Source organism: Nocardioides sp. URHA0032 (genome assembly GCF_000620645.1).
Taxonomy (GTDB): domain Bacteria; phylum Actinomycetota; class Actinomycetes; order Propionibacteriales; family Nocardioidaceae; genus Nocardioides.
This window is the reverse complement of sequence record NZ_KK211159.1, coordinates 24,417-51,008: the sequence shown is the minus strand read 5'-3', so window position 1 is coordinate 51,008 and position 26,592 is coordinate 24,417. Positions and strand designations below refer to the sequence as shown.

At 72.2% G+C, this 26,592-nt stretch carries 26 protein-coding genes; 18 read left to right on the top strand and 8 right to left on the bottom strand.

The genetic code is table 11. The annotated features are described in order from the left end of the window. Positions 1–9: 9 nt before the first annotated feature. Both N538_RS0113925 and N538_RS0113920 read left to right on the top strand, forming a co-directional pair. Positions 10–1,581 (top strand): FAD-binding oxidoreductase, encoded by a 1,572-nt coding sequence (locus tag N538_RS0113925; protein ID WP_231496222.1) that lies wholly within the window; start codon positions 10–12, stop codon positions 1,579–1,581. After that, a complete protein-coding gene (locus N538_RS0113920; protein ID WP_028637791.1) occupies positions 1,578–2,498 on the top strand; it encodes a diacylglycerol/lipid kinase family protein in 921 nt (306 codons plus the stop codon). Before N538_RS0113925 ends, N538_RS0113920 begins: the two co-directional genes overlap by 4 nt. Here N538_RS0113920 and N538_RS0113915 read toward each other — a convergent pair. Both N538_RS0113915 and N538_RS0113910 read right to left on the bottom strand, forming a co-directional pair. Further along, the gene (locus N538_RS0113915) at positions 2,488–3,009 is read right to left on the bottom strand and encodes an alpha/beta hydrolase (protein WP_028637790.1); all 522 of its coding nucleotides are present in this window, start codon (positions 3,007–3,009) and stop codon (positions 2,488–2,490) included. The two genes, N538_RS0113920 and N538_RS0113915, sit on opposite strands and share 11 nt — an antisense overlap. Next, a complete protein-coding gene (locus N538_RS0113910) occupies positions 3,006–3,671 on the bottom strand; it encodes a pirin family protein (RefSeq protein WP_197025346.1) in 666 nt (221 codons plus the stop codon). Before N538_RS0113910 ends, N538_RS0113915 begins: the two co-directional genes overlap by 4 nt. A 16-nt stretch (positions 3,672–3,687) precedes the next feature. Between N538_RS0113910 and N538_RS0113905 the strand changes: the two genes are divergently transcribed. The 3 genes from N538_RS0113905 (at position 3,688) to N538_RS0113895 (ending at position 7,273) form a co-directional block, all read left to right on the top strand. Next, positions 3,688–5,049 carry a GH1 family beta-glucosidase gene (locus N538_RS0113905; protein ID WP_028637788.1) on the top strand — a complete coding sequence of 454 codons (1,362 nt, stop codon included), beginning with the start codon at positions 3,688–3,690 and terminating at the stop codon, positions 5,047–5,049. A gap of 248 nt (positions 5,050–5,297) precedes the next feature. Next, a complete protein-coding gene (locus tag N538_RS0113900) occupies positions 5,298–6,356 on the top strand; it encodes a sulfotransferase family protein (RefSeq protein ID WP_081790547.1) in 1,059 nt (352 codons plus the stop codon). Positions 6,357–6,358: 2 nt separating this feature from the next. Beyond that, the gene (locus tag N538_RS0113895; RefSeq protein WP_231496221.1) at positions 6,359–7,273 is read left to right on the top strand and encodes a hypothetical protein; all 915 of its coding nucleotides are present in this window, start codon (positions 6,359–6,361) and stop codon (positions 7,271–7,273) included. An 84-nt stretch (positions 7,274–7,357) separates the two neighbouring features. On the opposite strand, the gene N538_RS25445 is transcribed toward N538_RS0113895, so the two are convergent. Then, positions 7,358–8,491, bottom strand: coding sequence for a MalY/PatB family protein (locus N538_RS25445; protein ID WP_036570609.1), 1,134 nt, complete (start codon positions 8,489–8,491; stop codon positions 7,358–7,360). A 71-nt stretch (positions 8,492–8,562) separates the two neighbouring features. On the opposite strand from N538_RS25445, the gene N538_RS0113885 reads away from it, so the two are divergent. From N538_RS0113885 to N538_RS0113875, 3 genes are read left to right on the top strand one after another with little or no spacing between them, the layout of a single operon-like run. After that, positions 8,563–9,441, top strand: a complete 879-nt coding sequence (locus N538_RS0113885; protein WP_028637785.1) for an ABC transporter substrate-binding protein — start codon at positions 8,563–8,565, stop codon at positions 9,439–9,441. Next, positions 9,438–10,286, top strand: a complete 849-nt coding sequence (locus tag N538_RS0113880) for an amino acid ABC transporter permease (RefSeq protein WP_028637784.1) — start codon at positions 9,438–9,440, stop codon at positions 10,284–10,286. Before N538_RS0113885 ends, N538_RS0113880 begins: the two co-directional genes overlap by 4 nt. Continuing rightward, positions 10,283–11,011 carry an amino acid ABC transporter ATP-binding protein gene (locus N538_RS0113875; RefSeq protein ID WP_028637783.1) on the top strand — a complete coding sequence of 243 codons (729 nt, stop codon included), beginning with the start codon at positions 10,283–10,285 and terminating at the stop codon, positions 11,009–11,011. The genes N538_RS0113880 and N538_RS0113875 overlap by 4 nt, the downstream gene beginning before the upstream one ends. A 324-nt stretch (positions 11,012–11,335) precedes the next feature. On the opposite strand, the gene N538_RS0113870 is transcribed toward N538_RS0113875, so the two are convergent. Then, positions 11,336–12,298, bottom strand: a complete 963-nt coding sequence (locus tag N538_RS0113870; protein WP_028637782.1) for a hypothetical protein — start codon at positions 12,296–12,298, stop codon at positions 11,336–11,338. Between the two features lie 83 nt (positions 12,299–12,381). Between N538_RS0113870 and N538_RS25440 the strand changes: the two genes are divergently transcribed. The 6 genes from N538_RS25440 (at position 12,382) to N538_RS25430 (ending at position 18,060) form a co-directional block, all read left to right on the top strand. Beyond that, a complete protein-coding gene (locus tag N538_RS25440; RefSeq protein ID WP_036570606.1) occupies positions 12,382–13,551 on the top strand; it encodes a CaiB/BaiF CoA transferase family protein in 1,170 nt (389 codons plus the stop codon). After that, positions 13,548–14,282, top strand: a complete 735-nt coding sequence (locus N538_RS0113860) for a glutamine amidotransferase (RefSeq protein WP_028637781.1) — start codon at positions 13,548–13,550, stop codon at positions 14,280–14,282. Before N538_RS25440 ends, N538_RS0113860 begins: the two co-directional genes overlap by 4 nt. Before the next feature lie 24 nt (positions 14,283–14,306). After that, a complete protein-coding gene (locus N538_RS0113855) occupies positions 14,307–15,746 on the top strand; it encodes a flavin-containing monooxygenase (protein WP_028637780.1) in 1,440 nt (479 codons plus the stop codon). Positions 15,747–15,935: 189 nt separating this feature from the next. After that, entirely contained in the window at positions 15,936–17,207 is a 1,272-nt protein-coding gene (locus tag N538_RS25435) for a DEAD/DEAH box helicase (protein WP_231496220.1), read from the top strand. A gap of 36 nt (positions 17,208–17,243) precedes the next feature. Next, a complete protein-coding gene (locus N538_RS0113845; RefSeq protein ID WP_028637779.1) occupies positions 17,244–17,438 on the top strand; it encodes a CsbD family protein in 195 nt (64 codons plus the stop codon). 22 nt (positions 17,439–17,460) lie between these two features. Beyond that, positions 17,461–18,060, top strand: coding sequence for a CPBP family intramembrane glutamic endopeptidase (locus N538_RS25430; protein WP_051549287.1), 600 nt, complete (start codon positions 17,461–17,463; stop codon positions 18,058–18,060). Here the strand turns inward: N538_RS25430 and N538_RS0113835 are convergent. Both N538_RS0113835 and N538_RS0113830 read right to left on the bottom strand, forming a co-directional pair. Beyond that, entirely contained in the window at positions 18,016–18,921 is a 906-nt protein-coding gene (locus N538_RS0113835) for an NAD(P)H-binding protein (RefSeq protein ID WP_036570600.1), read from the bottom strand. The genes N538_RS25430 and N538_RS0113835 overlap by 45 nt on opposite strands. A 55-nt stretch (positions 18,922–18,976) precedes the next feature. Then, positions 18,977–19,681 carry a MerR family transcriptional regulator gene (locus N538_RS0113830; protein ID WP_231496219.1) on the bottom strand — a complete coding sequence of 235 codons (705 nt, stop codon included), beginning with the start codon at positions 19,679–19,681 and terminating at the stop codon, positions 18,977–18,979. Between the two features lie 71 nt (positions 19,682–19,752). On the opposite strand from N538_RS0113830, the gene N538_RS0113825 reads away from it, so the two are divergent. Together N538_RS0113825 and N538_RS0113820 are read left to right on the top strand one after the other, a co-directional pair. Beyond that, positions 19,753–20,964: an acetyl-CoA C-acetyltransferase gene (locus tag N538_RS0113825; protein WP_028637776.1), complete on the top strand. Its 1,212-nt coding sequence runs from the start codon at positions 19,753–19,755 to the stop codon at positions 20,962–20,964. Between the two features lie 161 nt (positions 20,965–21,125). Then, positions 21,126–23,327, top strand: a complete 2,202-nt coding sequence (locus N538_RS0113820; protein WP_028637775.1) for a 3-hydroxyacyl-CoA dehydrogenase NAD-binding domain-containing protein — start codon at positions 21,126–21,128, stop codon at positions 23,325–23,327. A gap of 57 nt (positions 23,328–23,384) precedes the next feature. On the opposite strand, the gene N538_RS0113815 is transcribed toward N538_RS0113820, so the two are convergent. Then, positions 23,385–23,978 (bottom strand): hypothetical protein, encoded by a 594-nt coding sequence (locus tag N538_RS0113815; protein ID WP_028637774.1) that lies wholly within the window; start codon positions 23,976–23,978, stop codon positions 23,385–23,387. A gap of 70 nt (positions 23,979–24,048) precedes the next feature. On the opposite strand from N538_RS0113815, the gene N538_RS0113810 reads away from it, so the two are divergent. Together N538_RS0113810 and N538_RS0113805 are read left to right on the top strand one after the other, a co-directional pair. Next, complete coding sequence (locus N538_RS0113810; protein ID WP_028637773.1) at positions 24,049–24,702, top strand: histidine phosphatase family protein; 654 nt, start codon at positions 24,049–24,051, stop codon at positions 24,700–24,702. A 38-nt stretch (positions 24,703–24,740) separates the two neighbouring features. Continuing rightward, positions 24,741–25,298 carry a DUF6529 family protein gene (locus N538_RS0113805; protein ID WP_028637772.1) on the top strand — a complete coding sequence of 186 codons (558 nt, stop codon included), beginning with the start codon at positions 24,741–24,743 and terminating at the stop codon, positions 25,296–25,298. Here the strand turns inward: N538_RS0113805 and N538_RS0113800 are convergent. Continuing rightward, complete coding sequence (locus N538_RS0113800) at positions 25,289–26,560, bottom strand: alpha/beta fold hydrolase (RefSeq protein ID WP_231496218.1); 1,272 nt, start codon at positions 26,558–26,560, stop codon at positions 25,289–25,291. The two genes, N538_RS0113805 and N538_RS0113800, sit on opposite strands and share 10 nt — an antisense overlap. Positions 26,561–26,592: the final 32 nt, after the last annotated feature.

Below are 26,592 nucleotides of genomic sequence, written 5' to 3'. Positions count from 1 at the left end.
GTGTAACGCATGGACCAGAGCGAGATGCACCCGTCCCGCTGGGGAGACCCGGCCCGAGCGCGGGCGCTGCCCGAGGACGCCCGCGGGATGGTCGAGCTGGTCTTCGGGACCGACGACCGGCCCGCCGTCGAGCCGGTGCCGCTCGCGCCACCGGCGCTCGACGCCGCGGTGCTGGCCGAGCTGGAGAAGGTGGTCGGCGCCGGCCACGTCCGCACCGACGACGAGACCCGCCGGCTGCGCACCCGCGGCAAGTCCACGCCCGACCTCCTGCGCGCCCGCTCCGGTGACCTGTCCGACGCGCCCGACGCCGTCGTACGCCCGGCCGACCACGACGAGGTCGCCGCCGTCCTCGCGCTCGCGGTCGAGCACCACCTGGCGGTGGTGCCGTTCGGAGGGGGTACGTCGGTGACCGGTGGCCTGGTCGCCCGCCGGGAGGGCTTCGCGGGCGTGTTCAGCCTCGACCTGGTGCGGATGAAGCGGCTGATCTCGGTCGACCACACCTCGATGACGGCGGTGCTCGAGCCCGGCCTTCGCGGCCCGGAGGCCGAGGAGCTGCTGGCGGCCGAGGGCGTGACCATCGGGCACTACCCGCAGTCGTGGGAGTACGCCTCCATCGGCGGCTTCGCCGCCACCCGCTCCAGCGGCCAGTCCAGCGCGGGCTACGGCCGGTTCGACGCGCTGGTCGTCGGCCTCACCGTCGCGACCCCTCGGGGCCGGCTCGACCTCGGGACCGCCCCGGCCAACGCCGCCGGCCCCGACCTGCGCCAGCTGTTCCTCGGCTCCGAGGGCGCCTTCGGCGTGATCACCGCCGTGACCGTCCGGGTGCGGAGGCGGCCCAAGGTCACCGCGTACGAGGGGTGGCGCTGGCCGTCCTTCGCGGACGGCGCGGCCGCCTTGCGCACCCTCGCCCAGTCCGGGCTGATGCCGACCGTCCTGCGCCTCTCCGACGAGGCCGAGACCGCGCTCAACCTCGCCGACCCGGGCGCGATCGGCGGCGCGGCCGCCACCGGCTGCCTGATGATCACCGGCTACGAGGGCGAGCCGGCCGCGGTCGAGGCGAAGCGCGCCGCGGTCACCGCGGTGCTGTCCGGGCTGGGCGGCACCGCTGCGGGGACCGCCCCGGGCGAGAAGTGGTCGAGCGGTCGCTTCGACGCGCCGTACCTCCGCGACTCGATGCTGGACGCCGGGGTGCTGGTCGAGACGCTGGAGACGGCGACGTTCTGGTCGAACGTCGAGCGGCTGTATGCCGACGTGAAGGCGGCGCTGACCGGCGCACTCGGCGACCCCGCGATCGTGCTCTGCCACATCTCGCACGTCTACGAGACCGGCTGCTCGCTGTACTTCACGGTCGCCGCGAAGGAGGCGGACGACCCGCTCGCGCAGTGGCAGGTCGCGAAGGCGGCCGCGAGCGACGCGATGATCGCCGCCGGTGCGACGATCACCCACCACCACGCGGTCGGCACCGACCACAAGCCGTGGTTCGCGCGCGAGATCGGGCCGCTCGGCGTCTCGGTGCTGCGCGCGGTCAAGGCCGACCTCGACCCGACGGGCATCCTCAACCCGGGGGTGCTGGTCCCGTGAGCTTGCCGAGGAACGGCAGGGCGTTCACCTTCCTGGTCAACCCGACGTCGGGCGGCGGCGCCGCACCCGGCGCCGTCGTACCGGTCGCGCGGCTGCTGCGCGAGGCGGGCGCGACCGTCGACGTCACGTACTCGCCGGGCCCGCACGCGATGGTCGAGCTCGTCGACCAGGCGGTCGGCCGCGGCGACGTGGTGGTGTCCGTGGGGGGCGACGGCATGCTCTCCTCGCTCGCCGGCCTGGTCTCCGCCCGTGGCGGCACCCTCGGCGTGCTGCCGGCCGGTCGCGGCAACGACTTCGCCCGGATGCTCGGGGTGCCCGAGGAGCCGGACGCGCAGGCCACGCTGCTGCTCTCCGGTGAGGTGCGGCAGGTCGACCTGCTCGCGGCGACGCTCGGCGGGCAGCGCCGGGTCGTGGCCGGGTCCGTCTACGCCGGCGTCGACGCCCGCGCCGCCGAGATCGTGGACCGGGCGAGGTGGCTGCCCCGCGCGCTGCAGTACCCGTACGCCGCGCTGCGCGCGCTCGCGACGTACCAGCCCGGGCGCTACCGGGTCGCGGTCGACGGGATCGAGCACGAGTACGCCGCCGCCACGGTGGTGGTCGCGAACTCGGCGTACTACGGCAAGGGCATGCGGATCGCGCCGCCCGCGTCGGTCGAGGACGGCGTCCTGGATGTCGTCGTGATCGAGGCCGCCGGCCGGATCGCGCTGATGCGCTCGCTGCCGAAGGTGTACGACGGCGCACACGTCGACCTCGCCGAGGTCACCGTGCTGTCGGGCAAGCGGGTCGAGATCCGCGGCACCGCGCGCGCCCCGATCCCGGTCGGCGCGGACGGCGAGCCGCTCGGCCCGCTGCCGACCCTCGGCTCCCCACCCGCCACCGTCGAGATCGTCCCGGGCGCCCTCCCCGTCATCTGCTGACGGTCGAGTCCCGACTCAATGTGGTGAGGAACGAGTCGACGGCGGTTGCGACCTGGTCGTGCAGGCCCAGCATCGCGTGGTCGGCGCCCTCGACCTCGACGACGTCCGCACCGGTCGCGGCCGACGCGGCAGACGACCAGAACGGGTCGGCCGTGCCGCCGACGAGCAGGACCGGACGTCCGTCCCGCACGAGGGCCGCGATCGCCGAGGTGGCGGCCGGGTCGGCCGTCAGCGGGGTGAGCAGCACGTAGGCCGCGGCCCGGACGGGCGACTGGGTGACCCGGGTGCCGAGCGACTTCGCGGCGAACAGCCACGGTCCGGGGTCCTCGCCCATCGCGGCTGCCGCCTGCTGGCCGACCCAGGCGCCGTCGGTCGGCACCGGTTCGGGTGCCGCCCAGCTGACGGGGCGCACCGCCCAGCCGTGCCGCGCCAGCACGGCGCCGTTGGCGGCGAGCAGCGGCATCGAGACCGGGTAGGCCCGGCCGGGCAGCAGCAGTGCCCGGCGGGTCATCGGTCGAAGGCCCAGACCATCAGCTCGGTCGGGACGGCCGCGGTCACCGTCAGCCCCGGGGTGTCGGTGATGCGGAACGCGTCGCCGTCGGCGAGCGGCTCCGCCAGCGAGGAGCGGATGAGTGCGCCGCCGGCGACGAAGACGTGCTGCAGCCGCTCGTCGGGGAGCGTGACCGTCTGCCCGGCGGCCAGCCGGGCGACGAGCAGGCGGGACGACCCGATCGCCGTCACCGGGCTCAGCTCGCCGGGGGTCAGCTCCACCGGCGTGAGCGAGTACGACGGCGGCGTACCGGCCTCGTCCGGCGTCAGCCATGCCTGGACGAACCGCACCTGGCCCTCAGGCCCGGCGATCTCGGAGTGGGTCACGCCGGAACCGGCCGAGAGCACCTGCACCTGACCCGGGCGCACGACCGCGTCCCTCCCCGAGGAGTCGGTGTGCAGGAGCGACCCGGAGAGCACCCAGGTGACGATCTCGACGTCGCGATGCTCGTGCTCGGGGAAGCCGGCCCCCGCCTTCAGCCGGTGGTCGTCGTGGCAGACGAGCGGGCCGAAGGAGACGTTGTCCGGGTCGTAGTGGGACCCGAAGGAGAATGAGTGCCGGGTGAAATGTCCCTCACTCCGGGTGAGGAAGCGCTCGGTTCCCCGGCGGATCTCGACAGTCATCTGCATCATTGTGCCCGTGCCCGACCATGCGCCCCCAGCGCCCCTTCCCCAGCTCCCACCCGGCTTCCGCTTCGGCACGAGCACGGCGTCGTACCAGATCGAGGGGGCGGCGACCGAGGACGGCAAGGGCCCGAGCATCTGGGACACCTTCACCGCGCAGGAGGGTCGGATCGTCGACGGGTCGAGCGGGGCGGTCGCGTGCGACCACTACCACCGGTACGCCGAGGACGTCGCCCTGATGAAGCGCCTCGGGGTCGGCGGCTACCGGCTGTCGGTCTCCTGGCCGCGGATCCAGCCGACCGGCTCCGGGCCGGCGAACGCTGCCGGGCTCGCGTTCTACGACCGGCTGATCGACGAGCTCCTCACCAACGACGTGCAGCCGATGGTGACGCTCTACCACTGGGACCTGCCGCAGGCGCTCGAGGACGACGGTGGCTGGCTCAACCGCGACACCGTCGAGCGGTTCGCCGAGTACGCCGCGATCCTCGGCGAGAGGTTCGGCGACCGGGTCGAGCACTGGATCCCGGTGAACGAGCCGAACGTCGTGATGATGATGGGCTACGCGATCGGCAGGCACGCGCCGGGCAAGACGCTGATGTTCGACGCGATGCCGGTGGCGCACCACCTGCTGCTCGGCCACGGCCGCGCGGCCATCGCGCTGCGCGCCGCGGGCGCCACGAGCGTGGGCTGCGCGAACAACCACGCGCCGATGTGGCCGGCCTCCGACGACGTGGCCGACGTGGGTGCGTCCAAGCTGTTCGACGCGCTCTGGAACGGCATGTTCACCGAGCCGATGCTGCTGGGCCGCTACCCGCAGGACCTCCAGCCGCTGCTGGAGGGGATCCTGCAGGACGGCGACCTGGCCGTGATCCGGCAGCCGCTCGACTTCTACGGGGTCAACTACTACAACCCGTTCAAGATCGGCGCCGCCCGCGAGGACGCGGAGCTGCCGTTCGAGTTCCGCGAGCTGGTCGGCTACCCCACCACCGACTTCGGGTGGCCGGTCGTGCCGGACGCGCTCCGCGAGTGGCTGATCATCCTGCGCGCCCGGTACCGCGCCGCGCTCCCGCCGATCTTCGTCACGGAGTCCGGTTGCGCCTACAACATGGGACCCGACGAGAACGGCGTCGTCGACGACCAGCCGCGCATCGACTACCTCGACGCGCACCTGCGCGCGGTCGCGACCGCCGTGCAGCGCGGCGTCGACGTACGCGGCTACTACACGTGGTCGCTCATGGACAACTTCGAGTGGTCCGAAGGCTTCACGCAGCGGTTCGGGCTCGTGCACGTCGACTACGACACGCTGGTGCGGACGCCGAAGCGGTCGTTCCAGTGGTACGCCGACGTCATCGCCGCGCAGACGAAGTCGCTCGGTTGAGGCCGAGTCGGCGCCATCTCAGCTGAGACTGCGCCGAGTCGGCGCCATCTCAGCTGAGACTGCGCCGACTCGGCGTCAGATGACGCGCGGCTCCGCGGGCGCCGCCCGGGACCCGGCCGACCCCTGGCGCGAGCTCGGGAGGGCAGCGGCGCCGCGGCCGGAGCGGAGGCAGCCTCCGGCGGAGCAGCCCGCGAAGCGCCGCGCGATCGGTTCGCTCCTGCGCCGCCGCGGTCAATAGAGTGCAGGCCATGTCGACGCCGACCCCGCTGTCCGAGGCCGTCCCGGTCAAGCGCCGGGTGGTGTTCGTCGTCGGTTCGGGTCGGAGCGGCACCAGCACCATGGCGGGGGCGTTGCAGACGCTCGGGATGCGCGTGCCGCAGCCCGAGGTCGTCGCCGACGAGACCAACCCGAAGGGCTTCGGCGAGCCGCAGTGGGTGGTCGACCTCCACGAGGAGCTGCTCGACCGCTGCAACGTGCACGTCTCCGACGCGCGCCCGTCGGCGTGGTTCGCGGCCGGGAAGCTCGCGGCGTTCGAGCCGCTGCGCGGGCGCCTGCACGACTGGCTGGCGCAGCAGTTCTCCGAGGCCGGCCCCGAGCTCGTCGTCAAGGACCCGCGGCTCGCGTGGTTCCTCGGCCTCTGGCGCTCCGCCGCGCTGCGCTGCGACGCGGCGCCGGCGTACGTGACGATGCTGCGGCCGGTCACCGAGGTGGTCGGCAGCAAGCAGAAGGACTACGCGCCCGAGGCGGGGGACGTGCAGCGCACCGCGGCCTGGGTGAACATGATGCTGCACACGGAGCGCTCCACGCGCGGGTCCGCGCGCCGGTTCGTGCGCTACCAGGACATGTTCCGGGACTGGACGGTCCCGGTGTTCGCGATCGGGCAGGCCTTCGACATCGACGCGGTGAAGTCCGCGACCGCGAACGACGTGCGCCGGGTGCACCAGTTCATCGACCCGACCCTGCGCCGGGTCCAGCTGACGTGGGAGGACGTCGCTGTCCCCGCGCGGCTGCGGGAGATCGCGGAGGAGAGCTGGCAGCACCTCGACCGGCTCGCCGAGGAGGACGGTGACACCCCCGAGGTGCACGAGGTGCTCGACCAGCTGCGCACGGCGTACGCCGACCTCTACGACGAGGCCGAGGCGATCGCCCAGTCGACCGCGCTGGCCGCGCGCCGCGAGGGCCTCGCCCAGCAGCCGGCACCCGCCACCGTCCGACGCGGCGCCGACAGGCTCCCGCACGGCGTGCGTGCGCTGGTGCCGCCGACGATGCGGCGCGGGCTGCGCAAGGCGTTCGGCCGGGAGCGCTGACCGTGGTCGACATCGCCAACCTCGAGGGCGAGACGGCGTACGACGTCACCTGGCCGTGGACGCGCGGGCCGCTGGCGCCCGGGCTCACCTGCGTGTTCCGGGTGAAGAACGAGGCGCGCAACCTGCCCTGGGTGCTGCCGCCGATGTTCGAGGCGGTGCAGCACGTGGTGCTGGTCGACAACGGCTCGGACGACGGCACGCCCGAGGTCGCGCAGCGGGTGGCCGAGGAGTGCGGGGCGACCGGGCGCTTCACGCTGACGTCGTACCCGTTCAGGGTGAGCCGCGCGGGTCACGAGCACCTCGCGACCCCGCCGGACTCCGTGCACTCGCTGACCCACTTCTACAACTGGTCGTTCGCGCACGTGCGCACGTCGTACTCGATGAAGTGGGACGGCGACATGGTGCTGACCCGCGAGGGCGTGGCCGCGCTGTCGGACCTGTCGTGGCAGCTCGAGGGCTCGGATGCCGTCGTGCTGGTGCCGCGGCACCCGGTCTCGATCGAGAGCGAGTCGGTGGCGTGGATCGACCTCGGGTTCCGGTTCCTGGAGCCGTGGATCTACCCGATGGGGCCGGAGTTCACGTTCGTGAAGGCGTTCGAGTGGGAGGTGCGCGAGTTCCCGAGCACGTCGGAGCGGCTGATCATGCCCGAGGGGCTGTGCGTCGAGCTGAAGTGGCTGGACGCCGACGAGTTCGCGCACTGGAGCCACACCTCGTTCGACGAGTCGTCCCGCGCACCGCGCAAGCGCCGCGAGTGGGAGGTCTACAGCGCGCTGATGGAGGGCCGCGGGGAGCAGGTCGAGGGGCTCCAGCGGGTCGAGGCACCGGCCGGCGTGCACGTCGTCGACCACATCACCCGTACCTGGCTGCCGCAGGCGCCGCGGCCGCTCGTCCAGCGTCGCGGCCGGCTGGATGTCTGAGCGCTTCGCGAGGTCGGCGGCTTCCGGTCGGTGCGGAAGCACGTCGACGCCACACCCGATGACAGTGAGTCCAGGCGCGTCACCCTAGGTGTCGGTCCCGGTCCCCGACGTGGTCAGCCCGGTGACCAGCCGGTGAAGGATCTCCGCCAGCCGGTCGGCACTGGTCGCGAGGTTGAGCCGGACGTGGCCCGGCAGGCCGGGCTGGTAGTCGCCACCGGGCGCGAGTCGAACGCCGTGCCGCAGCGCGACCGCGCAGGGGTCGGCGGCGTAGGCGCGCAGGTCGAGCCATGCGAGGTACGTCGCCTCCAGCGGCCGCATCCGTGCCTTCGGTGGCAGCTCGTCGGCGAGCAGCGCCCGGTTCCGGTCCAGGCGCTCGACCAGCGCGGCCAGCCACTCGTCGCAGTCCCGCCACGCGACCTCGCCGGCGACGACGCCGAGCGAGGACCAGGTGTTCTGCGCCGGGACCGGGAGCGCGCGGACGCGCTCGCGGTCGGCCGGGTCGAGCAGCACGAGCTGGGCGCCGTGCACGGCCGGCATGTTGAACGACTTCGAGGCACTGGTGACCATGACGGCCGACTGGTCCACGGTGAGGTACGGCGTGAACGTCGCGCCCGGCAGCACCAGCGGCGCGTGGATCTCGTCGGAGACCACGCGTACGCCGTACCGCCCGGTCAGCTCCGCGAGCGCCTCCAGCTCGGACCGGGTCCAGGCCCGGCCGAGCGGGTTGTGCGGGTTGCAGAGGAGGAAGGTGCGGGCGCCCGCGGCGAACGCCGCCTCGATCGCGGCCAGGTCCAGGGTCGCGACGTCGGCGTCCGGGTCGAGGTCGACGGTCACCAGCTCGCGACCGGTGACCGCCACGACATCGCGGAACGGCGGGTAGCAGGGCTGGGGCACCACGACGGGTCCCGCCGGGCAGAGCGCCTCGAGGGCGAGGCGGATGCCGCTCATCACCCCGCCGGTCGCGACCGAGGCGTCGTCGGGAACGCGCCAGGACCAGTGCCGCTGCGCGAACCCCGCGAACGCCGTACCGAGCCCGTCCGCGGGCGGCGGGTAGCCGAGGGCGCTGCCGCGGACGGCGCGCACGAGTGCGTCCTCGATCGGCTCCGCCAGCCGGAAGTCCATCTCGGCGACCCAGGCCGGCAGCACCCCGGGCTCGGTCGCGCCCCACTTGAACGGGAGCGCGGTCCGGGCCTGGTCGTCGGAAAGGTCGCGGAGCACCGGTCCATCTCACCACGTCCACAAATCTGCGGAATGCGTCGTCGCGGGCCCCGGGGTCCTACGCTTTCGCCATGCGCCTGCGTGGATCCCTGGCGGTTGCCGCCGTACCCCTGCTTCTCGCCGCCGTCGCGTGCGCGCCCGAGTCGGACGGGGGTGCCACCGCGACCGACACCGGGAACCCGTCGGCCACCGCGAACCAGTGTGCGACCGACTCGCTGCCGCTGCGGACCCCCGGCCAGCTGACGGTCGGCACCGACTCCCCGGCGTACGACCCGTGGTTCGTCGACAACGACCCGAGCAACGGCAAGGGCTTCGAGTCCGCGGTGGCGTACGCCGTCGCGGAGCAGCTCGGCTTCAGCAAGGACCAGGTCACGTGGGTCAAGGTGCCGTTCAACAAGTCCTACGCCCCGGGTGAGAAGGACTTCGACTTCGACATCAACCAGATCTCGATCACCCCGCAGCGTGCCGAGGTCGTGGACTTCTCCGACGGCTACTACCAGGCCGCGCAGGCGGTCATCGCGCTGAAGGGCACGCCGGGTGCCGCGGCCACCAGCATCGCGGACCTCAAGGACCTCAAGCTCGGTGCCCAGACCGGCACCACGTCGCTCACCGCCATCCGGGACGTGATCCAGCCGACCGAGGACCCCGCGGTGTTCGACGACACCAACGCCGCGAAGCAGGCGCTGCAGAACGGCCAGGTCGACGCGATCCTCTCCGACCTCCCGACCGCGTTCTACATCAGTGCCGTCGAGATCCCGAACAGCACGATCGTGGGCCAGTTCCAACCGGAGACCGGACAGCAGGAGGAGTTCGGCATGCTGTTCCAAAAGGGCAACCTCCTGGTCCCGTGCGTGGACGCCGCTCTCGCGAAGCTCAAGGAGGACGGCACCCTCGCGCAGATCGAGAAGCAGTGGCTCTCCGACGTCGTGAACGTGCCCACGCTTCAGTGAGTGACTGGTCACCGAGCCGGCACGAGCTCGATCGCCGGGTCGTACGGCGGCGCCTGCGCACCCGGTCGATCCTGATCGCGACGGTGTCCACGGTCGTCGTGTTCGTGCTGATCGGCGTCGGCCTGGTCAGCTCCCCGGGCTGGGCGACCGTGAAGGAGACGTTCTTCAACGGCCACCACGCACGCGCCGTGCTGCCGGACGTCTGGGACGCGATCTGGCTGAACATCAAGATGTTCCTGGTCGCCGAGGTCTTCATCCTGGTCCTCGGCATGCTGATCGCGATCGCCCGGGTCAGCAGGTCGCCCTGGCTGATGCCGCTGCGGATCACGGCGATCGTCTACACGGACGTCGTCCGGGGGATCCCGACCATCCTGCTGGTGCTGCTGCTCGGCTTCGGCATGCCGAGCCTGCAGCTGCAGGGCCTGCCGATCAGCCCGTTCTTCTGGGCGACGGTCGCGCTGATCATCTCCTACAGCGCCTACGTCGCGGAGGTGTTCCGCTCGGGCATCGAGTCCGTCCACCCGTCGCAGTGGGCGAGTGCGCAGTCGCTGGGACTCTCGCGCGGTCAGGCGCTCCGGCACGTCGTCGTACCCCAAGCCGTGCGCCGGGTGATCCCGCCACTGCTCAACGACTTCGTGTCGCTGCAGAAGGACACGGCGCTCGCCTCCGCGATCGGCGTCTTCGACGCGGTCTTCGTCGCTCGCGACTACGGGAACTACAACTTCAACTACACGCCGTACGTCGTGGTCGCCTGCTTCTTCATCGCGATGACCGTGCCCCTCGCCCGGCTGTGCGACTGGCTGACCGCGCGGATGCGGCGCCGCGAGCTCGCGGGGGCCCTGTGAGCCTGCTGACCGTGTCCGGGGTGCGGAAGTCGTACGGCGACCGCGTTGTGCTGGACGACGTCTCGATGACCGTGGAGCAGCACGACGTGATCTGCCTGATCGGGTCGTCCGGGTCGGGGAAGTCCACGCTGCTGCGCTGCCTGAACCTGCTCGAGGAGATCGACGACGGGGTGATCTCCTTCGACGGCGCCGAGATCTCCGACCCGCGCGTCGATGCCCGCTCGGTGCGGTCGCAGATCGGGCTGGTGTTCCAGGCGTACAACCTGTTCCCGCACCTGACCGTCCTGGACAACTGCACGCTCGCGCCGCGTCTCGTGCACGGCCTGTCGCGGGCGGAGGCCTCCCAACGAGCGATGTCCCTGCTGTCCCGCTTCGGACTCGAGGACCAGGCGGCCAAGCACCCGGACCGCCTGTCCGGCGGCCAGCAGCAACGCGCCGCCCTGGTCCGCGCGCTCTGCACCTCGCCCCGGCTGCTGCTGCTCGACGAGATCACCGCAGCGCTGGACCCCGAGCTGGTCGGTGAGGTGCTCTCGATCGTCCGGGCCGAGGCCGAGGCCGGCATGACCATGGTGCTCGCCACCCACGAGATGGCGTTCGCCCGCGACATCGCCACGTCGGTGTGCTTCCTCGACGAGGGCCGGATCCTCGAGCAGGGACCGCCGTCCGAGATCTTCACCTCCCCCCGCGAGGAGCGGACCCGGCAGTTCCTGCGGCGGGTGCTCTGACTGGACGCCGTGGCGCTGGCGGGCGGCGCTGGCGGGTGCGGGCGTTGGCGGGCGGTGGGTTGACCACCGAATGTGGTGCGAAATAGGTGGCTGAGGCACCGCTGGCCGGGGCGGGCGCGGGTGGGCGGTGGGCTGGCCACCGAATCCGGGTCGAAAAGGGTGGCTGAGGCACCGCTGGCCGGGGCGGGCGCCGGTGAGCGGTGGGCCGGCCACCGAATCCGGGTCGAAAAAGGTGGCTGAGGCACCGCTGGCCCGGCCCGGGCCGAGAGGGTGAACGCCGGGCCGCCGGTGAGCCAGCCACCGAATCCACCGCGCAGAAGGTGGCTAACCCACCGCTCGCCCGGTGATGCGGGCCCAGCGTGGCCCCACCGCCGTCGACAGCGGCAGGAAGAGCAACCGCCACCGATCGTCGAAGCGCGGGGCCGGCCCTGTGTAGCCGGCGGCCAGGAGCCCGCGATACACCTCGCCCACCAGCGTCTTCGGCCGCCTCAGCTTCTCGTTCGTGACCTGCACGTACGGCACGTTCGCGGTCCGCAGCAGGGCGTAGCGGTCGACGTCGCAGAGGTACTGCGAGCGGTCGGTCTGGTGGTGGGCGCCTTCGTACTCCACGACGAGCCCGAGGTCCCGGTACACCAGGTCCCCGATGACCTCGACGTTCTCCCGGACGTCGACAGCGACGTTGGTCTCGGGAGGAGGGAGGCCGGCGAACGACAGGACCGCCCGGGTCTCGCTCTCCTTCAGCGACCTCGAGCCAGCGACCAGGTGGTCGAGGACCCACACCGCCTCGTGGGCTCCGTCGCGCCAGGGCGCTGACAGGGCGACGTCGCGGATCGCCTCCGGCGTCGTGTGCTGGTGGCGGAGCAGCCAGTCGCCGACCTTGATCGCGTCGATCACCCGGGCCCGCGCGCAGTAGGCCAGGTAGGCGCCGGCGGGGACGACTCCGACCTCGTCGGTCGGCGGCAGCCGTCTGGTCCGGTGCAGGAAGATCTCGTCGAGGGAGAGATGGAGGTCGCGGTCGACGACGAACCGCATCGGCCGCCGGGGACCGAAGTCGAGCCCGAGCTGCTGGATCCGCGTGATCCCGGTCAGCTGGGCGTCGCCGGGCAGTGAGAGCCGGGCGGCACTCACCCAGTCGCTCTCGGTCATCACGTGGTCCGACCACCGGTGCACCCGGGGGAAGACGCGGACGAAGCGGGCGCCCTCGAGCTGGCGGCTGGTCACCCCGAGCTCCGCCGCATGCGAGCGCGTGAACGGTCCGCGCAGCAGCTCGGGCGGGATCGGACGCATGCCGCGATCCCAGCGCGGAGCGCCGACGAGCGCGACCGCCCATCCACAGGGACGCTGACAGCGCCTCTGTCATGATGCCGGGCATGAGCATCGAACTCGGCCGGGGCACCGGTCCGCTCAAGGGCGTGAAGGTGGTCGAGATCGCCGGGATCGGGCCCGGGCCGCACGCGTGCATGATCCTTGCCGACCTCGGTGCCGACGTGATCCGGATCGAGCGGCCCGGCGGGCAGGCGCTGGCGGGCGGCGGGCCGCACATGCTGCTCAACCGCGGCCGTCCCAGCGTGGCGCTCGACCTGAAGAACCCCGACGCCGTCGAGACCGTGCTGACGCTGGTCGAGAACGCCGACGTGCTGGTCGAGGGCATGCGGCCGGGCGTGGCGGAGCGGCTGGGCTTCGGACCGGAGGCCTGCCACGAGCGCAACGAGCGCCTCGTCTACGGGCGGATGACCGGGTGGGGCCAGGACGGACCTTTCGCGCAGGTGGCCGGCCACGACATGAACTACATCGCGATCACCGGCGCGCTGCACGGCCTCGGCCAGGACCGGAGCCGGCCGCACTTCCCGGGCAACCTGGTCGGCGACTTCGGCGGCGGGTCGACGTACCTCGTGATCGGCATCCTCGCTGCGCTCCTGGAAGCCCGGGTCAGCAACCGGGGGCAGGTCGTCGACGCCGCGATCGTCGACGGCACCACGCACCTCAACACCATGACCGCGGCGTTCCTCGCGTCCGGCGGCTTCAAGGAGGAGCGGGCATCGAACCTCCTCGACGGCGGCGTGCCCTACTACGACGTCTACGAGACCGCCGACGGCAAGCACATGTCGGTCGGCGCGCTCGAGCCCCAGTTCTACGCCGAGTTCGTGCGCCTGCTCGGCATCGAGCACACGGCTCCGGACCGGAACGACGCCGACCGGGCCGACGCGCTGCGCACGCTGATCGCGGAGACGTTCCGGCAGCGGACCCAGGCCGAGTGGGTCGCGGTCTTCGAGGGCACGGACGCCTGCGTCGCCGGGATCATCCCGCTGACCGCGGCGGCGGAGCACCCGCACATCAGGGCCCGCGGCACCCTCGTCCACCACGACGGCTACCTCCAGCCCGCCCCTGCCCCGCGGTTCTCCCGCACGGGGGCGACGATCGGCCGCCTCGCCGAGTCCGCCGGCGACAGCACCCGGGAAGCGCTGGCCGCCTGGGGCGTCACGAACGCCGACGAGCTGATCGCGACCGGCGCCGCCGTCCAGGCACCCCCGGGTCAGTGAAGCCGTTCCTGTTCCTGGGCACCCGCGCCGAGGACGCCGCCGCGGACAGCGAGTACGCCGCCGTCCTCGCCTGCTCCGGGCTCGACGAGCGCGACGTACGCCGCATCCGCCTCGAGGCGCGCGAGCTCGGACCGGTCGAGCTCGCGGACTGGTCCGGGATCATCCTCGGCGGCGGCCCGTACAACGCGAGCGACCCCGAGGAGGCCAAGAGCGCGGCGCAGCGGCGCGCGGAGGCCGAGCTCCGCGGCCTCGCCGAGCGGGTCCTCGAGCAGGACTTCCCGTTCCTCGGCGCCTGCTACGGCGTCGGGGTGCTGGGCGGGCTGCGCGGCGGCCTGGTCGACCGGAGGTACGGCGAGCCGATCTCGGCCGTCCGCGTCACGCTGACCGACGCGGGCGCGGCCGACCCGCTGCTGGGGGAGATGCCGCGCGAGTTCGACGCGTTCCTCGGCCACAAGGAGGCCGTCAGCAGGCTCCCCGCGGGCGCGACCAGGCTCGCGGGCAGCGCCACCTGCCCGGTCCAGGCGTTCCGGATGGGCAGCAACGTCTACGCGACGCAGTTCCACCCCGAGCTCGACGTCGAGGGCATCTGCCTGCGCATCGACATCTACCGCCACCACGGCTACTTCGACCCGCCCGAGGAGGCCGAGCGGGTCCAGGCGCTGGCCCGGCGGAGCCACGTCGAGCACCCGCCGCGGCTGCTGAGCCGGTTCGTCGAGCTCTATGCCTGTTGACAGATATTCAGTAAGGTGTGTGCCATGAGCGAGCACGTCGACGTCCTCATCATCGGCGCCGGGCTGTCCGGCATCGGAGCCGCCTGCCGGCTGAGCACGGAGCACCCCGGGAAGTCCGTCGCGGTCCTCGAGGCGCGCGATTCCCTGGGCGGCACCTGGGACCTGTTCCGCTACCCGGGGATCCGCTCGGACTCGGACATGTTCACGTTCGGCTTCAAGTGGCGGCACTGGGAGGGCGACGTCGCGCTCGCCGACGGCCCGTCGATCCTGGAGTACCTCCGCACGGTCGCCCGGGAGTACGACGTCGAGCGGCTGATCCGCTACCGGCACCGGGTCGTCGGTGCCGCGTGGGACTCCGGGACGTCCCTGTGGACGGTCCAGGTCGAGCACGACGGCGAGACCCGCACGATCACGACCGGCTTCCTCTGGGCCTGCGGCGGCTACTACGACTATGACAAGGGCTTCACGCCCGACTTCCCCGGCCAGCAGGACTTCCGCGGCACGATCGTGCACCCGCAGCACTGGCCGGAGGACCTCGACTACACCGGCAAGAAGGTCGTGGTCATCGGGTCGGGTGCGACGGCGGTCACCCTGGTGCCCGCGATGGCGCAGGCCGGCGCCGCCCACGTCACCATGCTCCAGCGCTCCCCGACGTACGTCCTGTCGCTGCCCGGGCGCGACCCGATCGCCACCCGCCTGCACCGGCTGCCGTCGGCCCTCCGCTACCGGATCGTGCGCGCCAAGGCCATCCTCGCCTCGACGCTGTTCTTCCAGCTCTCCCGCCGCCGGCCGGAGATGGTGAAGGGGTTCATCCGCAAGGAGGCGGCCAAGCAGCTGCCGCCCGACGTCGACGTGGACGAGCACTTCAGGCCCGCCTACAACCCGTGGGACCAGCGGGTCTGCTTCGTGCCGGACGGCGACCTGTTCGAGGCGCTGCGCAGCGGGTCGGCGTCCGTCGTGACCGACCACATCGAGCGGTTCACCGAGCGCGGCATCCTGCTCCGCTCGGGCGAGGAGCTCGAGGCCGACGTCATCGTCAGCGCGACCGGGCTCACCCTCAAGGCGATGGGCGGCGTCGAGCTCACCGTGGACGGCGCCGAGGTCAAGATGCAGGACACGATGACCTACAAGGCGCTGATGCTCAGCGACGTGCCGAACTTCGTCTTCACGATCGGCTACACCAACGCCTCCTGGACGCTCAAGGCCGACCTGGTCGCCGACTTCGTCTGCCGGCTGCTCCGCCACCTGGACGAGCACGGCGTACGCCGCGTGGTGGCGCCCCGCGACCCGTCCGTCGGGGAGGAGCGCCTGATCGACTTCAGCTCCGGCTACATCCTCCGCGCCCTCGACGAGCTGCCGAAGCAGGGCGACCGGGAGCCCTGGAAGCTGCGGCAGAACTACCTCAAGGACGTCCGGTCCATCAACCGGGACCGGATCGACGACGGGGTGCTGACGTTCCGGTGAGCCGCTGAATCGTCGGATCGGGCACCTTCTGCGTAGACTTACGGACGGAGCCCGTTCTGTCTTGCCTCGGGCCCGCGCGAGCCCCGGCTCCAGCGCCATCTCGGAACCCATGCTGGCGAGACACCCCCAGCAGTGAGTGACTCTCTCTTGTCTTCTGCAGTTCACACTGCGGGCTTCGCCGATCTCGGCGTGCCCGCTGACCTTGCCGCCGTCCTCGCGACCCGCGGCATCACCTCCCCGACTCCCATCCAGGCCGCCACGCTCCCCGACTCGCTCGCGGGCCGCGACGTCCTGGGCCGGGGCCGCACCGGCTCCGGCAAGACCTACGCCTTCCTGCTGCCGCTGGTCGCGCGACTGTCGGCCTCCGGCCGCAAGGTCCGCTCCGGCCGGCCGCGCGCCCTGATCCTGGCCCCGACCCGCGAGCTGGTCGGCCAGATCAAGGAGGCGCTCGACCCGCTGGCGAGGGCCGCCGGCCTCACCACCCAGACCGTGTTCGGCGGTGTCGGCCAGGGCCCGCAGGTCCAGGGCCTGCGCCGGGGCGCGGATATCGTGCTCGCCTGCCCCGGTCGTCTCGAGGACCTGATCGGCCAGGGTCACTGCGACCTCGGCGCGGTCGAGATCACCGTGCTGGACGAGGCCGACCACATGGCCGACCTGGGCTTCCTGCCCGTCGTCCGCCGGATCCTCGACCGGACGCCGCGCGACGGGCAGCGGCTGCTGTTCTCGGCGACGCTGGACAAGGCGATCGACGTGATCGTGAAGCGCTTCCTGACCGACCCGGTCACCCACGAGGCCGACTCGGCGCAGTCTCCCGTCTCGACCATGGACCACCACGTCCTGCACCTGTCCCGGGAGCACCGCGTCTCGGTGCTGACCGACCTGACCAGCGCGCCCGGCCGGACCGTGGTGTTCACCCGCACCAAGCACGGCGCGAAGGCCCTCACCCGCCAGCTCAACCGCAACGGCGTCCCGACGGTCGAGCTGCACGGCAACCTCAGCCAGGGCGCGCGGACCCGCAACATGGACGCGTTCCACGCGGGCCGGGCGACCACGCTGGTCGCGACCGACATCGCGGCCCGCGGCATCCACGTCGACGACGTGGCGCTGGTCGTGCACGCCGACCCGCCGGTCGAGCACAAGGCCTACCTGCACCGTTCGGGCCGTACGGCGCGCGCCGGCGCCCGTGGCACCGTGGTGACGCTGATGACCGACGACCAGGTGCGCGACGTCCGTGCGCTCACCCGCGCCGCGGGCATCAAGCCGACGGTCACCAAGGTCACCGGCGCGAGCCACCCGATGCTGGCCCAGCTGGCCCCGGGCGAGCGGAGCACCGTGCCCGGTGGCCTGGTCGTCGAGGCGCCTGCCGTCCGGCAGGCCAACGGGTCCGCGGGCAACCGCCCGGCCGGCAGCCGATCGCGGTCCCGCGGTGGCCGCGGTCGCCCGCGCCAGCGCGCCTCCTGACGTTTCGGCGTACCCCTGACCGGTCACTGGAGCCCTATGGGACTCAAGGACAAGGCAGAGAACAAGGCTGAAGAGCTCAAGGGCAAGGGCAAGGAGTCGGCAGGCAGCGCCACCGGTGACCGCGACCTGAAGTCCGAGGGCCAGGCGGACCAGACGTCCGGCAAGGTGAAGAACGCCGGCGAGCACGTCAAGGACGCCGCCAAGGACGTCAAGGACGGACTCTCCAAGTAGCCGGTACGACGCAGGGGGGCGTGTGCGCGATCGACGGCTGATCGCCGCCGCCTTCGTCGTTCTCGGTGGCGCGGTGCTCGGGGTCTCCCTGCGCATCCCGCCCGGAAGTGCGTGGTTCTACGCGGCGACGCTGGCCCTGGCCGGCGTGTGGGTCGTGGCCGCGTACGCCGTGGGCCCACCGCGTCTCGGCCCACCTCGCCCGGTGCTCGTGCCGGTCGCGGCGGGCGCGGCGCTGGTGGGCCTGTTCGTCGTGGGCTCGTTCGTCGTCAGGCAGGTCGCGTTCCTCGACGGGCAGGTGCGCGACGTCGCCGACCACGCGGCCCGCGGCTCGTGGCCGCTGCTCGTCCTCGTCACGGTCGTCACCGGCATCGCCGAGGAGCTGTTCTTCCGCGGCGCGGCCTACGACCTCGTCCCGCGCCACCCCGTCGCGGTGACGACCGCCGTCTACGGCCTCACGACGCTGGCGACCGGCAACCTGCTGCTCGCGTTCGCCGCCGTGGTGCTCGGCGTGATCGTCGCCCTGGAGCGACGGCGCTACGACGCCCTGCTGCCGCCGATCCTCACGCACTGCACGTGGTCACTCACCATGCTCTTCCTGCTGCCCGCTCTCTTCCAGCGCTAGCCGCACCGCCTCGGCGTAGGTCAGGGGCTCGCCCGGCACCAGGTCGCGGATCGCGTGGTCGGTGACGATCACCTCGGTGCCCATCGAGTCGATCAGGTTCCGCCCCGTCGTCGCGTCCACGTCGGTGACGAACGAGATCCAGTACGACGAGAGCCGGGGCGTGAGCACCGGCACGGTCACGATCGGCACCCGGCGCCCGTTGATCACCTCGGCCGCCTGCTGGAGCATGTCGACGTAGCTGAGCTGGTCGGGGCCGCCGATCTCGTACGCCCGGCCGTACGCCTCCTCCCGGCCGACGACGCCGGCGAGGTAGCGCACCACGTCCGCGAGCGCGATCGGCTGGGTGCGGGTCTCCGCCCACCTCGGCACCACCATCGCCGGCAGGTTCTTCACCAGCTGCCGGGTCATCTCCCAGGAGATGCCACCGGCGCCGACGACGATCGCCGCGCGCAGCACCGTGACCGGGACGCCCGACCCACCGAGCAGCCGCTCGACCTCGCGCCGCGAGCGCAGGTGCGGCGAGAGCCGGCCGTCGTCCTTGCCGAGGCCGCCGAGGTAGACGATCTGGCGCACCCCGCTCGCCGCGGCGGCCAGCCCGAACGCCCGCGCCGCCTCGGCGTCCCGCTGCTCGAAGTCGTCCTCGTCGAGCGAGTGCACGAGGTACACCGCGACGTCCACGCCCTCGAGCGGAGCGGCCAGGCTGCCCGCGTCCGAGACGTCGCCGGCCACCGGCTCCCCCGAGGCGTCGTACTCCTCCGGGCGTCGGGTCATCGCGCGGACGTCGAAGCCGCGCTCGAGGAGCGCGGGGACCAGGTGGCGGCCGACGAAGCCGGTCGCGCCGGTGACGAGGACGGTGCTCACGGGTCCTGCCGTACCCACCCGGCGGCCCCGGTAGTGGTCGTGGAGCCGGTCGCGCTCAGCGGGCCCGCTTGGCGATGTTCTCGCGGCGGGTCTCGTCCATCGCGGCCTCGTACGCCGACACCAGGCTCGCCACCGACAGCGGCTTGAGCCGCTCGACGACCTCGCGCAGCCGGTCGGGCGGGGCGCCGGACTCCCGGTAGACCGGCCAGACCATGGTGCGGAACAGCTCGTTCAGCTCCTTGGCGATCTGCCGGCCGTGCTCGGCGTACACGTCGGCGGCGGCGAGTGCAGCCTCGGTCGGGAAGCCGAGCTCGAGCAGGCCGAGGCCGACCGAGAGCTGGGAGACCGCGACCTCGTAGCGGCCGCGCTTGGTGCGGAACACGATGCCCAGGGCGGCCAGCGTGGTCAGGTCGTCGTCGCTGAGCGTGCGGCCGGTGCGCTTCTCGAGCTCGGTCCTCGACATCTCGACCGGCAGGTCCGCCTGCCAGGGCGCGAGCATCGTCCGGTGCAGTGCGATGTCCTCGGGAGAGGCGTCGGCCGGGATCCGTGCGACGTACTTCTCGATCGCCGAGAGGGTGAAGCCGTGTGCCTGGAGCTCCTGGACCAGCTCGAGCCGGGCCACGTGGTCGCTGCTGTAGTACCCGGAGCGGCCGCGCCGGATCGGCGGCGGGACCAGGCCCTTGGTCGTGTAGAAGCGGATGTTCCGCACGCTCATGCCGACCCGCGTCGTCAGCTCCTCGAGCGTCAGCAGCTCGTCCATCCCACTCCTCGTGACCCGCACCACACGATCCATCCTGTTGACGGTGACAGTAATAGTGTCACAATCGCTGCATGGCAGAGGCATTCGTGTACGACCACATTCGCACGCCGCGCGGCAAGGGCAAGAAGGTCGGCTCCCTCCACGAGGTGAAGCCCGTCGACCTGATGGTCGGGCTCCTCGACGAGATCAAGGTGCGCAACCCCACGCTCGACCCGGAGCGCGTCGACGACGTCGTCCTCGGCGTCGTGTCGCCGATCGGCGAGCAGGGCGGCGACATCGCCAAGACCGCGGCGCTCAAGGCCGGGTACCCGGAGACGGTCGCGGGCGTGCAGCTGAACCGCTTCTGCGCGTCCGGCCTGGAGGCCGTCAACCAGGCCGCGTCCCGCGTCCGCGGCGGCTTCGAGGACCTGATCCTCGCCGGCGGCGTGGAGTCGATGAGCCGGGTGCCGATGGGCTCCGACGGCGGCGCGTGGGCGTCCGACCCCGCCACCGCGCTCACGACCGGCTTCGTGCCGCAGGGCATCGGCGCCGACCTGATCGCGACGATCGAGGGCTGGAGCCGGGAGGACGTCGACGCATACGCCGCCGAGTCCCACCACCGCGCGGCCAAGGCCTGGGCCAACGGCTACTTCGCGAACGCCGTCGTCCCGGTGAAGGACCTCAACGGCCTCACGGTGCTCGACCACGACGAGACGATCCGTCCGGACACGAGCCCAGAGGGCCTGGCCGGGCTGAAGCCCAGCTTCGCCGACATCGGCGCACAGGCGGGCTTCGACGACGTAGCGCTCGAGAAGTACCACTGGGTCGAGCGGATCGACCACGTCCACCACGCCGGCAACTCCTCGGGCATCGTCGACGGCGCGGCCCTGATGGCGATCGGCACCGAGGAGGTCGGCTCCGCACTGGGCCTGACCCCGCGGGCCCGCGTGCTGGCGACCGCCGTGTCGGGCGCGGACCCGACGATCATGCTGACCGGGCCCGCACCGGCCGCACGCAAGGCGCTCGCCAGGGCCGGTCTCGAGGTCGAGGACATCGACCTCTTCGAGATCAACGAGGCGTTCGCCGCCGTCGCCATGCGGTTCATGCGGGACCTCGGCATCAGCCACGAGATCACCAACGTCAACGGCGGCGCGATCGCGATGGGCCACCCGCTCGGTGCCACCGGCGCGATGATCCTCGGCACCCTCATCGACGAGCTCCAGCGCCGGGACCTGCGCCGCGGCCTCGCCACGCTCTGCGTCGGCGGCGGCATGGGGATCGCCACGATCGTCGAGGTGGTCTGAGCGGCGGAGCCGCCAGACCGCCGTTGACGAGCCGGAGCGACCCGTCGGTGGTCGAGTAGCCCCCGCGACCGAGGAACGAGGTCGCGGACCAGGGCGTATCGAGACCCAGTCGCTCTCCCTGAGCACCATCACCTCACCTGGCACCCAGAACAGGAATCCCGATGAGCACCAGCAGCACTGACCAGCAGACCGCCGTCCGCTACGACCGCGACGCCGACGGCATCGTCACCCTCACGCTCGACGACCCGACCGCGAGCGCGAACACCATGAACGAGGTCTACCAGGAGTCGATGTCGGCCGCCGTGCAGCGGCTGTACGACGAGGTCGACAGCGTGACGGGCGTCGTGATCGCGAGCGCCAAGAAGACGTTCTTCGCGGGCGGCAACCTCAAGAACATGGTCCAGGCGACCAAGGCGGACGCCGCCCCGGTGTTCGCGATGGGCGAGGCGGTGAAGGCCGGCCTGCGCAAGCTCGAGCTGTACCCGAGGCCGGTGGTCGCCGCGATCAACGGTGCCGCCCTCGGGGGTGGCTTCGAGATCTGCCTGGCGTGCAACCACCGCATCGTGGTCGACGACGACAGCGTCAAGCTCGGACTGCCCGAGTCGACGCTCGGCCTGCTCCCGGGCGGGGGCGGCGTGACCCGCGTCGTCCGCCTCCTCGGCCTGCAGTCCGGCCTGATGGACGTGCTGCTCCCCGGCACCCAGTTCAAGCCGAGCGCCGCGAAGGAGAAGGGCCTGGTCGACGAGCTGGTCGCCACCCGCGAGGAGCTGGTCCCGGCCGCCAAGGCGTGGATCAGGGCCAACCCGGACGAGCACCAGAACCCGTGGGACAAGCCCGGCTACAAGATGCCCGGCGGATCGCCGACGTCGCCCGCGCTGGCGGGCTTCCTGCCGGCGTTCCCCGCGCTGCTGCGCAAGCAGACCAAGGGCGCGGTCTACCCGGCGCCGCGCGCGATCCTGTCCGCCGCGGTCGAGGGCGCGCTGACCGACTTCGACACGGCGTCGCGGATCGAGTCGCGCTACCTGACGAACCTGATCGTCAACCAGGGCTCGAAGAACATGATCCAGGCGTTCTTCTTCGACCTGCAGGCGATCAACGCCGGCAAGCTGCGACCGCAGGGCATCGAGCCCTACACGGCGAAGAAGGTGGGTGTCCTCGGCGCCGGCATGATGGGCGCCGGCATCGCCTACTCGTGCGCCCGTGCGGGCATGCAGGTGGTGCTCAAGGACGTCTCGCAGGAGGGCGCGGACAAGGGCAAGGCGTACTCCGAGAAGCTCAACGCCAAGGCGATCTCGCGCGGGAAGCTCACCGAGGAGAAGTCGGAGGAGCTGCTGGGGAGGATCACCCCGACCGCGGACCCGGCCGACCTCGCGGGGTGCGACCTCGTCATCGAGGCCGTCTTCGAGGACCCGGCGCTGAAGCAGCAGGTGTTCGCGGAGGTCGCGTCGTACGTCGACCCCGACGCGCTGCTCTGCTCCAACACCTCGACGCTGCCGATCACCGAGCTCGCGACCGGCGTGGACCGGCCCGCCGACTTCATCGGCCTGCACTTCTTCTCGCCCGTCGACAAGATGCCGCTGGTCGAGATCATCAGGGGCAAGGAGACCTCGGACGTCGCGCTGGCCAAGGCGTACGACGTGGTGCAGCAGATCCGGAAGACGCCGATCGTCGTCAACGACAGCCGCGGCTTCTACACCTCGCGGGTGATCGGCACCATGGTCAACGAGGGCCTCGCGATGCTCGCCGAGGGCGTGCACCCCGTCAGCATCGAGCGGGCCGCGACCCAGGACGGCTACCCGGTCGGCCCGCTGCAGCTCAGCGACGAGCTCAACATGGAGCTGATGGCCAAGATCGGCAAGGCGACCGCCGACGCCGCCGCGCGCGACGGGATCGACTACGCCCCGCACCCGGGCACCGCGGTCGTCGAGAGGATGCTCGAGATCGGCCGCCCGTCGCGGCTCAAGGGCGCCGGCTTCTACGAGTACGACGAGTCCCGGTCCCGCGTCGGGATCTGGCCGGGACTCGCCGAGGCGTTCCCGGTCGCCGACCAGCCGGTCCCGTTCCAGGACGTCAAGGACCGACTGCTGTTCGTCGAGGCGATCGAGACCGCGAAGTGCTTCGAGGAGGGCGTCATCGAGTCCGCGGCCGCCGCGAACATCGGCTCGATCATGGGCATCGGCTTCCCGGCGATGACCGGCGGCGCCGCGCAGTTCATGACGGGCTACGAGAACACCGAGGGCCAGATCGGCCTCGGGGCGTTCGTGAAGCGCGCCGACGAGCTCGCCGAGAGGTACGGCGACCGGTTCCGCGCCTCGGCGTGGCTGCGTGACCTCGCCGCGTCGCACGGCTCCTTCCCGGCCTGACCCGCGCCGGGACGTCGTCCGAGTCGGTCGCTCCCGCGACCACCTCGGACGACGTCCCTACGGCGAGGCGAACCAGGGATGGCGCAGGTCGTAGAACCGCGCGCCGGCCATCGCGTACTCGAGCTCGGCACGGACGTCGGCGGGCGGCTCCTGCCCCTCGGCGCGGCGGGCGCTCGCCTCGTCGGTGAACGCAACGGTCTCGGTGAAGGACCCGTCCGGCTCCATCGCCAACGTCGCGCCGATGATGTCGGGACGCATCCGGCGCAGCTCCGAGGGCTCCGAGGCGATCAGCCGCCGCAGCCGCCCCGGGTCGTCGACCCGGCCCTGGATCACCTGCACGAAGCCCGCCTCGTCGGAGCCGCCGTCGAAGAGCAGCGTCACGTCGTCCGCGTCGTGGAACTCCACGGGCCCGTCGAAGGCCGCCATCAGCCGCTCGGCCCACGCACCCTGCTCGGGGCGCCGGGAGTTCGCCTCCGCGGCGGCGCGGTCCTCGAACCGCACCACGGCGACGAAGTAGTCGTCGTCGGTGAACCCGTAGGTCCCACCGAGCCAGCCGTCGGCGCCCGGCCCGAGCTCGACGGGCCAGCGGTCGAGGACCGCCTTCAGCTCGTCGTGCCGGGTGCAGACACCCTGGAACACCTGGATGAACATGGTCCGACGGTAGGTCCCGCGACCCGGGACCGGGAATGGCACGGACGGGCCCTCCTCTAGCCTGCCGGGCATGGGTGTGGTGATCCTGGTCCGTCACGGGCAGGCGTCGTTCGGGGCCGACGACTACGACGTGCTGTCCGAGACCGGCTGGCAGCAGGGCCGCCTGCTGGGCGAGTGGCTGCGCGAGAAGGCCGACCGGCCGACCGCGGTCGTCCGCGGCTCGATGCGCCGGCACCGCGAGACGGCCGAGGCGGCCGGCTGGGCCGACGCGGTGGTGGATCCCGGGTGGGACGAGTTCGACCACCTCGGCGTGGTGGCGGCGTACCCCGACGTACCGCCGGGCGAGCTCGACAACCGCGAGTTCCAGCGGGTCTTCGAGCTCGCGACCGCGCGCTGGACCGCCGGCGAGCACGACGGCGAGTACCACGAGCCGTGGTCGGCCTTCCGCACCCGCGTGACCGCGTCGCTGGACGACGTCTGCGCCCAGGCCGGGCCGGGCGGCACGGCCGTCGTCGTCACGTCCGGCGGCCCGATCGCCGCGGCCTGCGCCGCGCTGGTCGACCCCGGCGCCGACGATGCGACGTTCGGCCGGCTCTGGAGCCGCTTCAACACCACGATCGTGAACTCGTCGTTCACCCGCGTCGTGGTCGGCTCGACCGGCGCCCGGATCCTCACGTTCAACGAGCACCCGCACCTCGAGGGCGAGCACCTGACCTACCGCTGAGCACCCGCCGGGAGCATGCTGTGCCCATGGGCAGGGGCATGACGGTCCCCCTCACGGCGTTCGCGGCGGGCGCCGTCGTCGCGTTGCTCGTCGGCGTCTTCGGCACCCTCCACGACCCGACCCTGAGCGGTACGACGACGCTCGGGTTCGACACCGTGCTCGCGATGAAGGTCGCGGTGACCTGCGTGATCGGCGTGCTCGCGGTGCTCCAGCTCCTCGGCGCCCTGTGGCTCTACGGGAAGCTCGGGCTCGCTCTGCCGTCCTGGCTGGGCACCGCGCACCGCGCCACCGGCGCGGTCGCCCTGCTGCTGAGCGTGTTCGTGGCCTACCACTGCATCTGGGCGCTCGGCCTGGAGAGCGGTCACCTGCCGGACGGCGAGAAGGTGCCGCTGCGCACGGTCGTGCACGGCGTCCTCGGCTGCGCGGTGTTCGGTGCGGTCGTGGTGAAGGTGACGGCCGTCCGCTCGAAGCGGGCGCCGGGCTGGTTCCTGCCGGTCGCCGGCGGGTTGCTGTTCGCGCTGCTGATCCTCGTCGTGCTGACCTCGGCGGTCTGGTACCTCGACGCCAACGGCTGGCCCTCGAACAGCTACACCTGACCGGCGCGCATCGCCATCAGCCGTCCCAGCACCCGCGGCGCGTCCGCCCGCAGGCCGTCGTGCTCGAACTCGTCGGTGACCCAGGTGCGGACATTGCCGACCCCTCGCGCGGTCTCGAGCTGGAGCTCGGCGTCGACGTACATGTCGTCGAAGTAGACCGCCGCGAGCACCGGCACCTCGTTGCCGGCGAGCCGGTCGAGGTCGTACAGCGGCGGCCAGTCGTCGTACGCCGCCAGCAGGTCCGCCGCTCCCGCGAACGGCTCGAGCGCCCGGATGTCGGAGAACATCCAGCGGTAGAACATCTCGCCGGTGAGCAGCAGCGGGTCCTGGTGCTCGGCGAACTCCGGGTGCCGCGCCATCTCGCGCTCGGCAGCCCACGCGGTCGGGCCGGCGCCGGGCCGGCCGTAGGTGTACTCCTGCAGCGCGAACAGCGGCCCCTCGGCGTACGACGTCAGCGCCATCACCCCGGACAGGAAGACGTCGGAGAGCCGGTGGCCGTGGAACGCCTCGTCCAGCAGCCAGTGCACCCGCTCGTAGCCGTCGCTCATCCCGAACGCGCTGCCGACCAGCCGGAACCGGCGCGTGGTCAGCCGGTCGCCGTCGGGCAGCACGACGACGTGCGCGTCCAGGTGGTTCGCGATCCGGCGCACCAGCTCACGGTCACCGGGGTGGCGCGCGTAGAACTCCGCGTTCTTGCGGGCCACCCGCGGGTAGGTGCGCCGGTAGACCTCGTCGGCGGTCGCGGTCAGCCCGGGCAGCCCGCCGGTGACGTAGCAGGCGTCGAGCGCCTCGGGGGCGCGCGAGAGGTAGGCCATCGTGACGAAGCCGCCGTAGCTCTGGCCGAGGGTCTCCCAGGTCCGGCCGCCGGCGACCCGGGCGCGCAGCACCTCGGCGTCGGCGACGATGCTGTCCGCGCGCATCAGCCGGAGGTACGCCGCGATCTCGGCGTCGGACCTGCCCGCGACCGACAGGCGGGTCAACGGCGTGCTCCGGCCGGTCCCGCGCTGGTCGAGCAGCAGCACCCGGTGCGTGCGGGTGGCGAACCGGACCCAGGCGTCGGCGCCGCCGCCCGGGCGCGGCGACTTCCCGCCCGGTCCGCCCTGGAGGAAGAGCAGCCAGGGCAGGTCGTCGTGCTCACGGCCGGCGGCGACCGCCTCGCGCGCGAAGACCTCGATCGTGGGCCCGTCCGGCCGGGCGTGGTCGAGCGGCACCTCGACCGTGTGGTCGGTGAGGACGAGACCGGGGATCCGCGTGGTGGTCACCGGACCGATTCTGCCCTCCAGCACCATCTTGC

Coding starts and splice junctions, on each gene's coding strand:
- N538_RS0113925 (WP_231496222.1), top strand. CDS start 10: ATGGACCAGAGCGAGATGCACCCGTCCCGCTGGGGAGACCCGGCCCGA.
- N538_RS0113915 (WP_028637790.1), bottom strand. CDS start 3,009: ATGACCCGCCGGGCACTGCTGCTGCCCGGCCGGGCCTACCCGGTCTCG.
- N538_RS0113910 (WP_197025346.1), bottom strand. CDS start 3,671: ATGACTGTCGAGATCCGCCGGGGAACCGAGCGCTTCCTCACCCGGAGT.
- N538_RS0113900 (WP_081790547.1), top strand. CDS start 5,298: ATGTCGACGCCGACCCCGCTGTCCGAGGCCGTCCCGGTCAAGCGCCGG.
- N538_RS0113885 (WP_028637785.1), top strand. CDS start 8,563: ATGCGCCTGCGTGGATCCCTGGCGGTTGCCGCCGTACCCCTGCTTCTC.
- N538_RS0113870 (WP_028637782.1), bottom strand. CDS start 12,298: ATGCGTCCGATCCCGCCCGAGCTGCTGCGCGGACCGTTCACGCGCTCG.
- N538_RS25440 (WP_036570606.1), top strand. CDS start 12,382: ATGAGCATCGAACTCGGCCGGGGCACCGGTCCGCTCAAGGGCGTGAAG.
- N538_RS0113855 (WP_028637780.1), top strand. CDS start 14,307: ATGAGCGAGCACGTCGACGTCCTCATCATCGGCGCCGGGCTGTCCGGC.
- N538_RS0113845 (WP_028637779.1), top strand. CDS start 17,244: ATGGGACTCAAGGACAAGGCAGAGAACAAGGCTGAAGAGCTCAAGGGC.
- N538_RS0113830 (WP_231496219.1), bottom strand. CDS start 19,681: ATGGACGAGCTGCTGACGCTCGAGGAGCTGACGACGCGGGTCGGCATG.
- N538_RS0113825 (WP_028637776.1), top strand. CDS start 19,753: ATGGCAGAGGCATTCGTGTACGACCACATTCGCACGCCGCGCGGCAAG.
- N538_RS0113820 (WP_028637775.1), top strand. CDS start 21,126: ATGAGCACCAGCAGCACTGACCAGCAGACCGCCGTCCGCTACGACCGC.
- N538_RS0113815 (WP_028637774.1), bottom strand. CDS start 23,978: ATGTTCATCCAGGTGTTCCAGGGTGTCTGCACCCGGCACGACGAGCTG.
- N538_RS0113810 (WP_028637773.1), top strand. CDS start 24,049: ATGGGTGTGGTGATCCTGGTCCGTCACGGGCAGGCGTCGTTCGGGGCC.
- N538_RS0113805 (WP_028637772.1), top strand. CDS start 24,741: ATGACGGTCCCCCTCACGGCGTTCGCGGCGGGCGCCGTCGTCGCGTTG.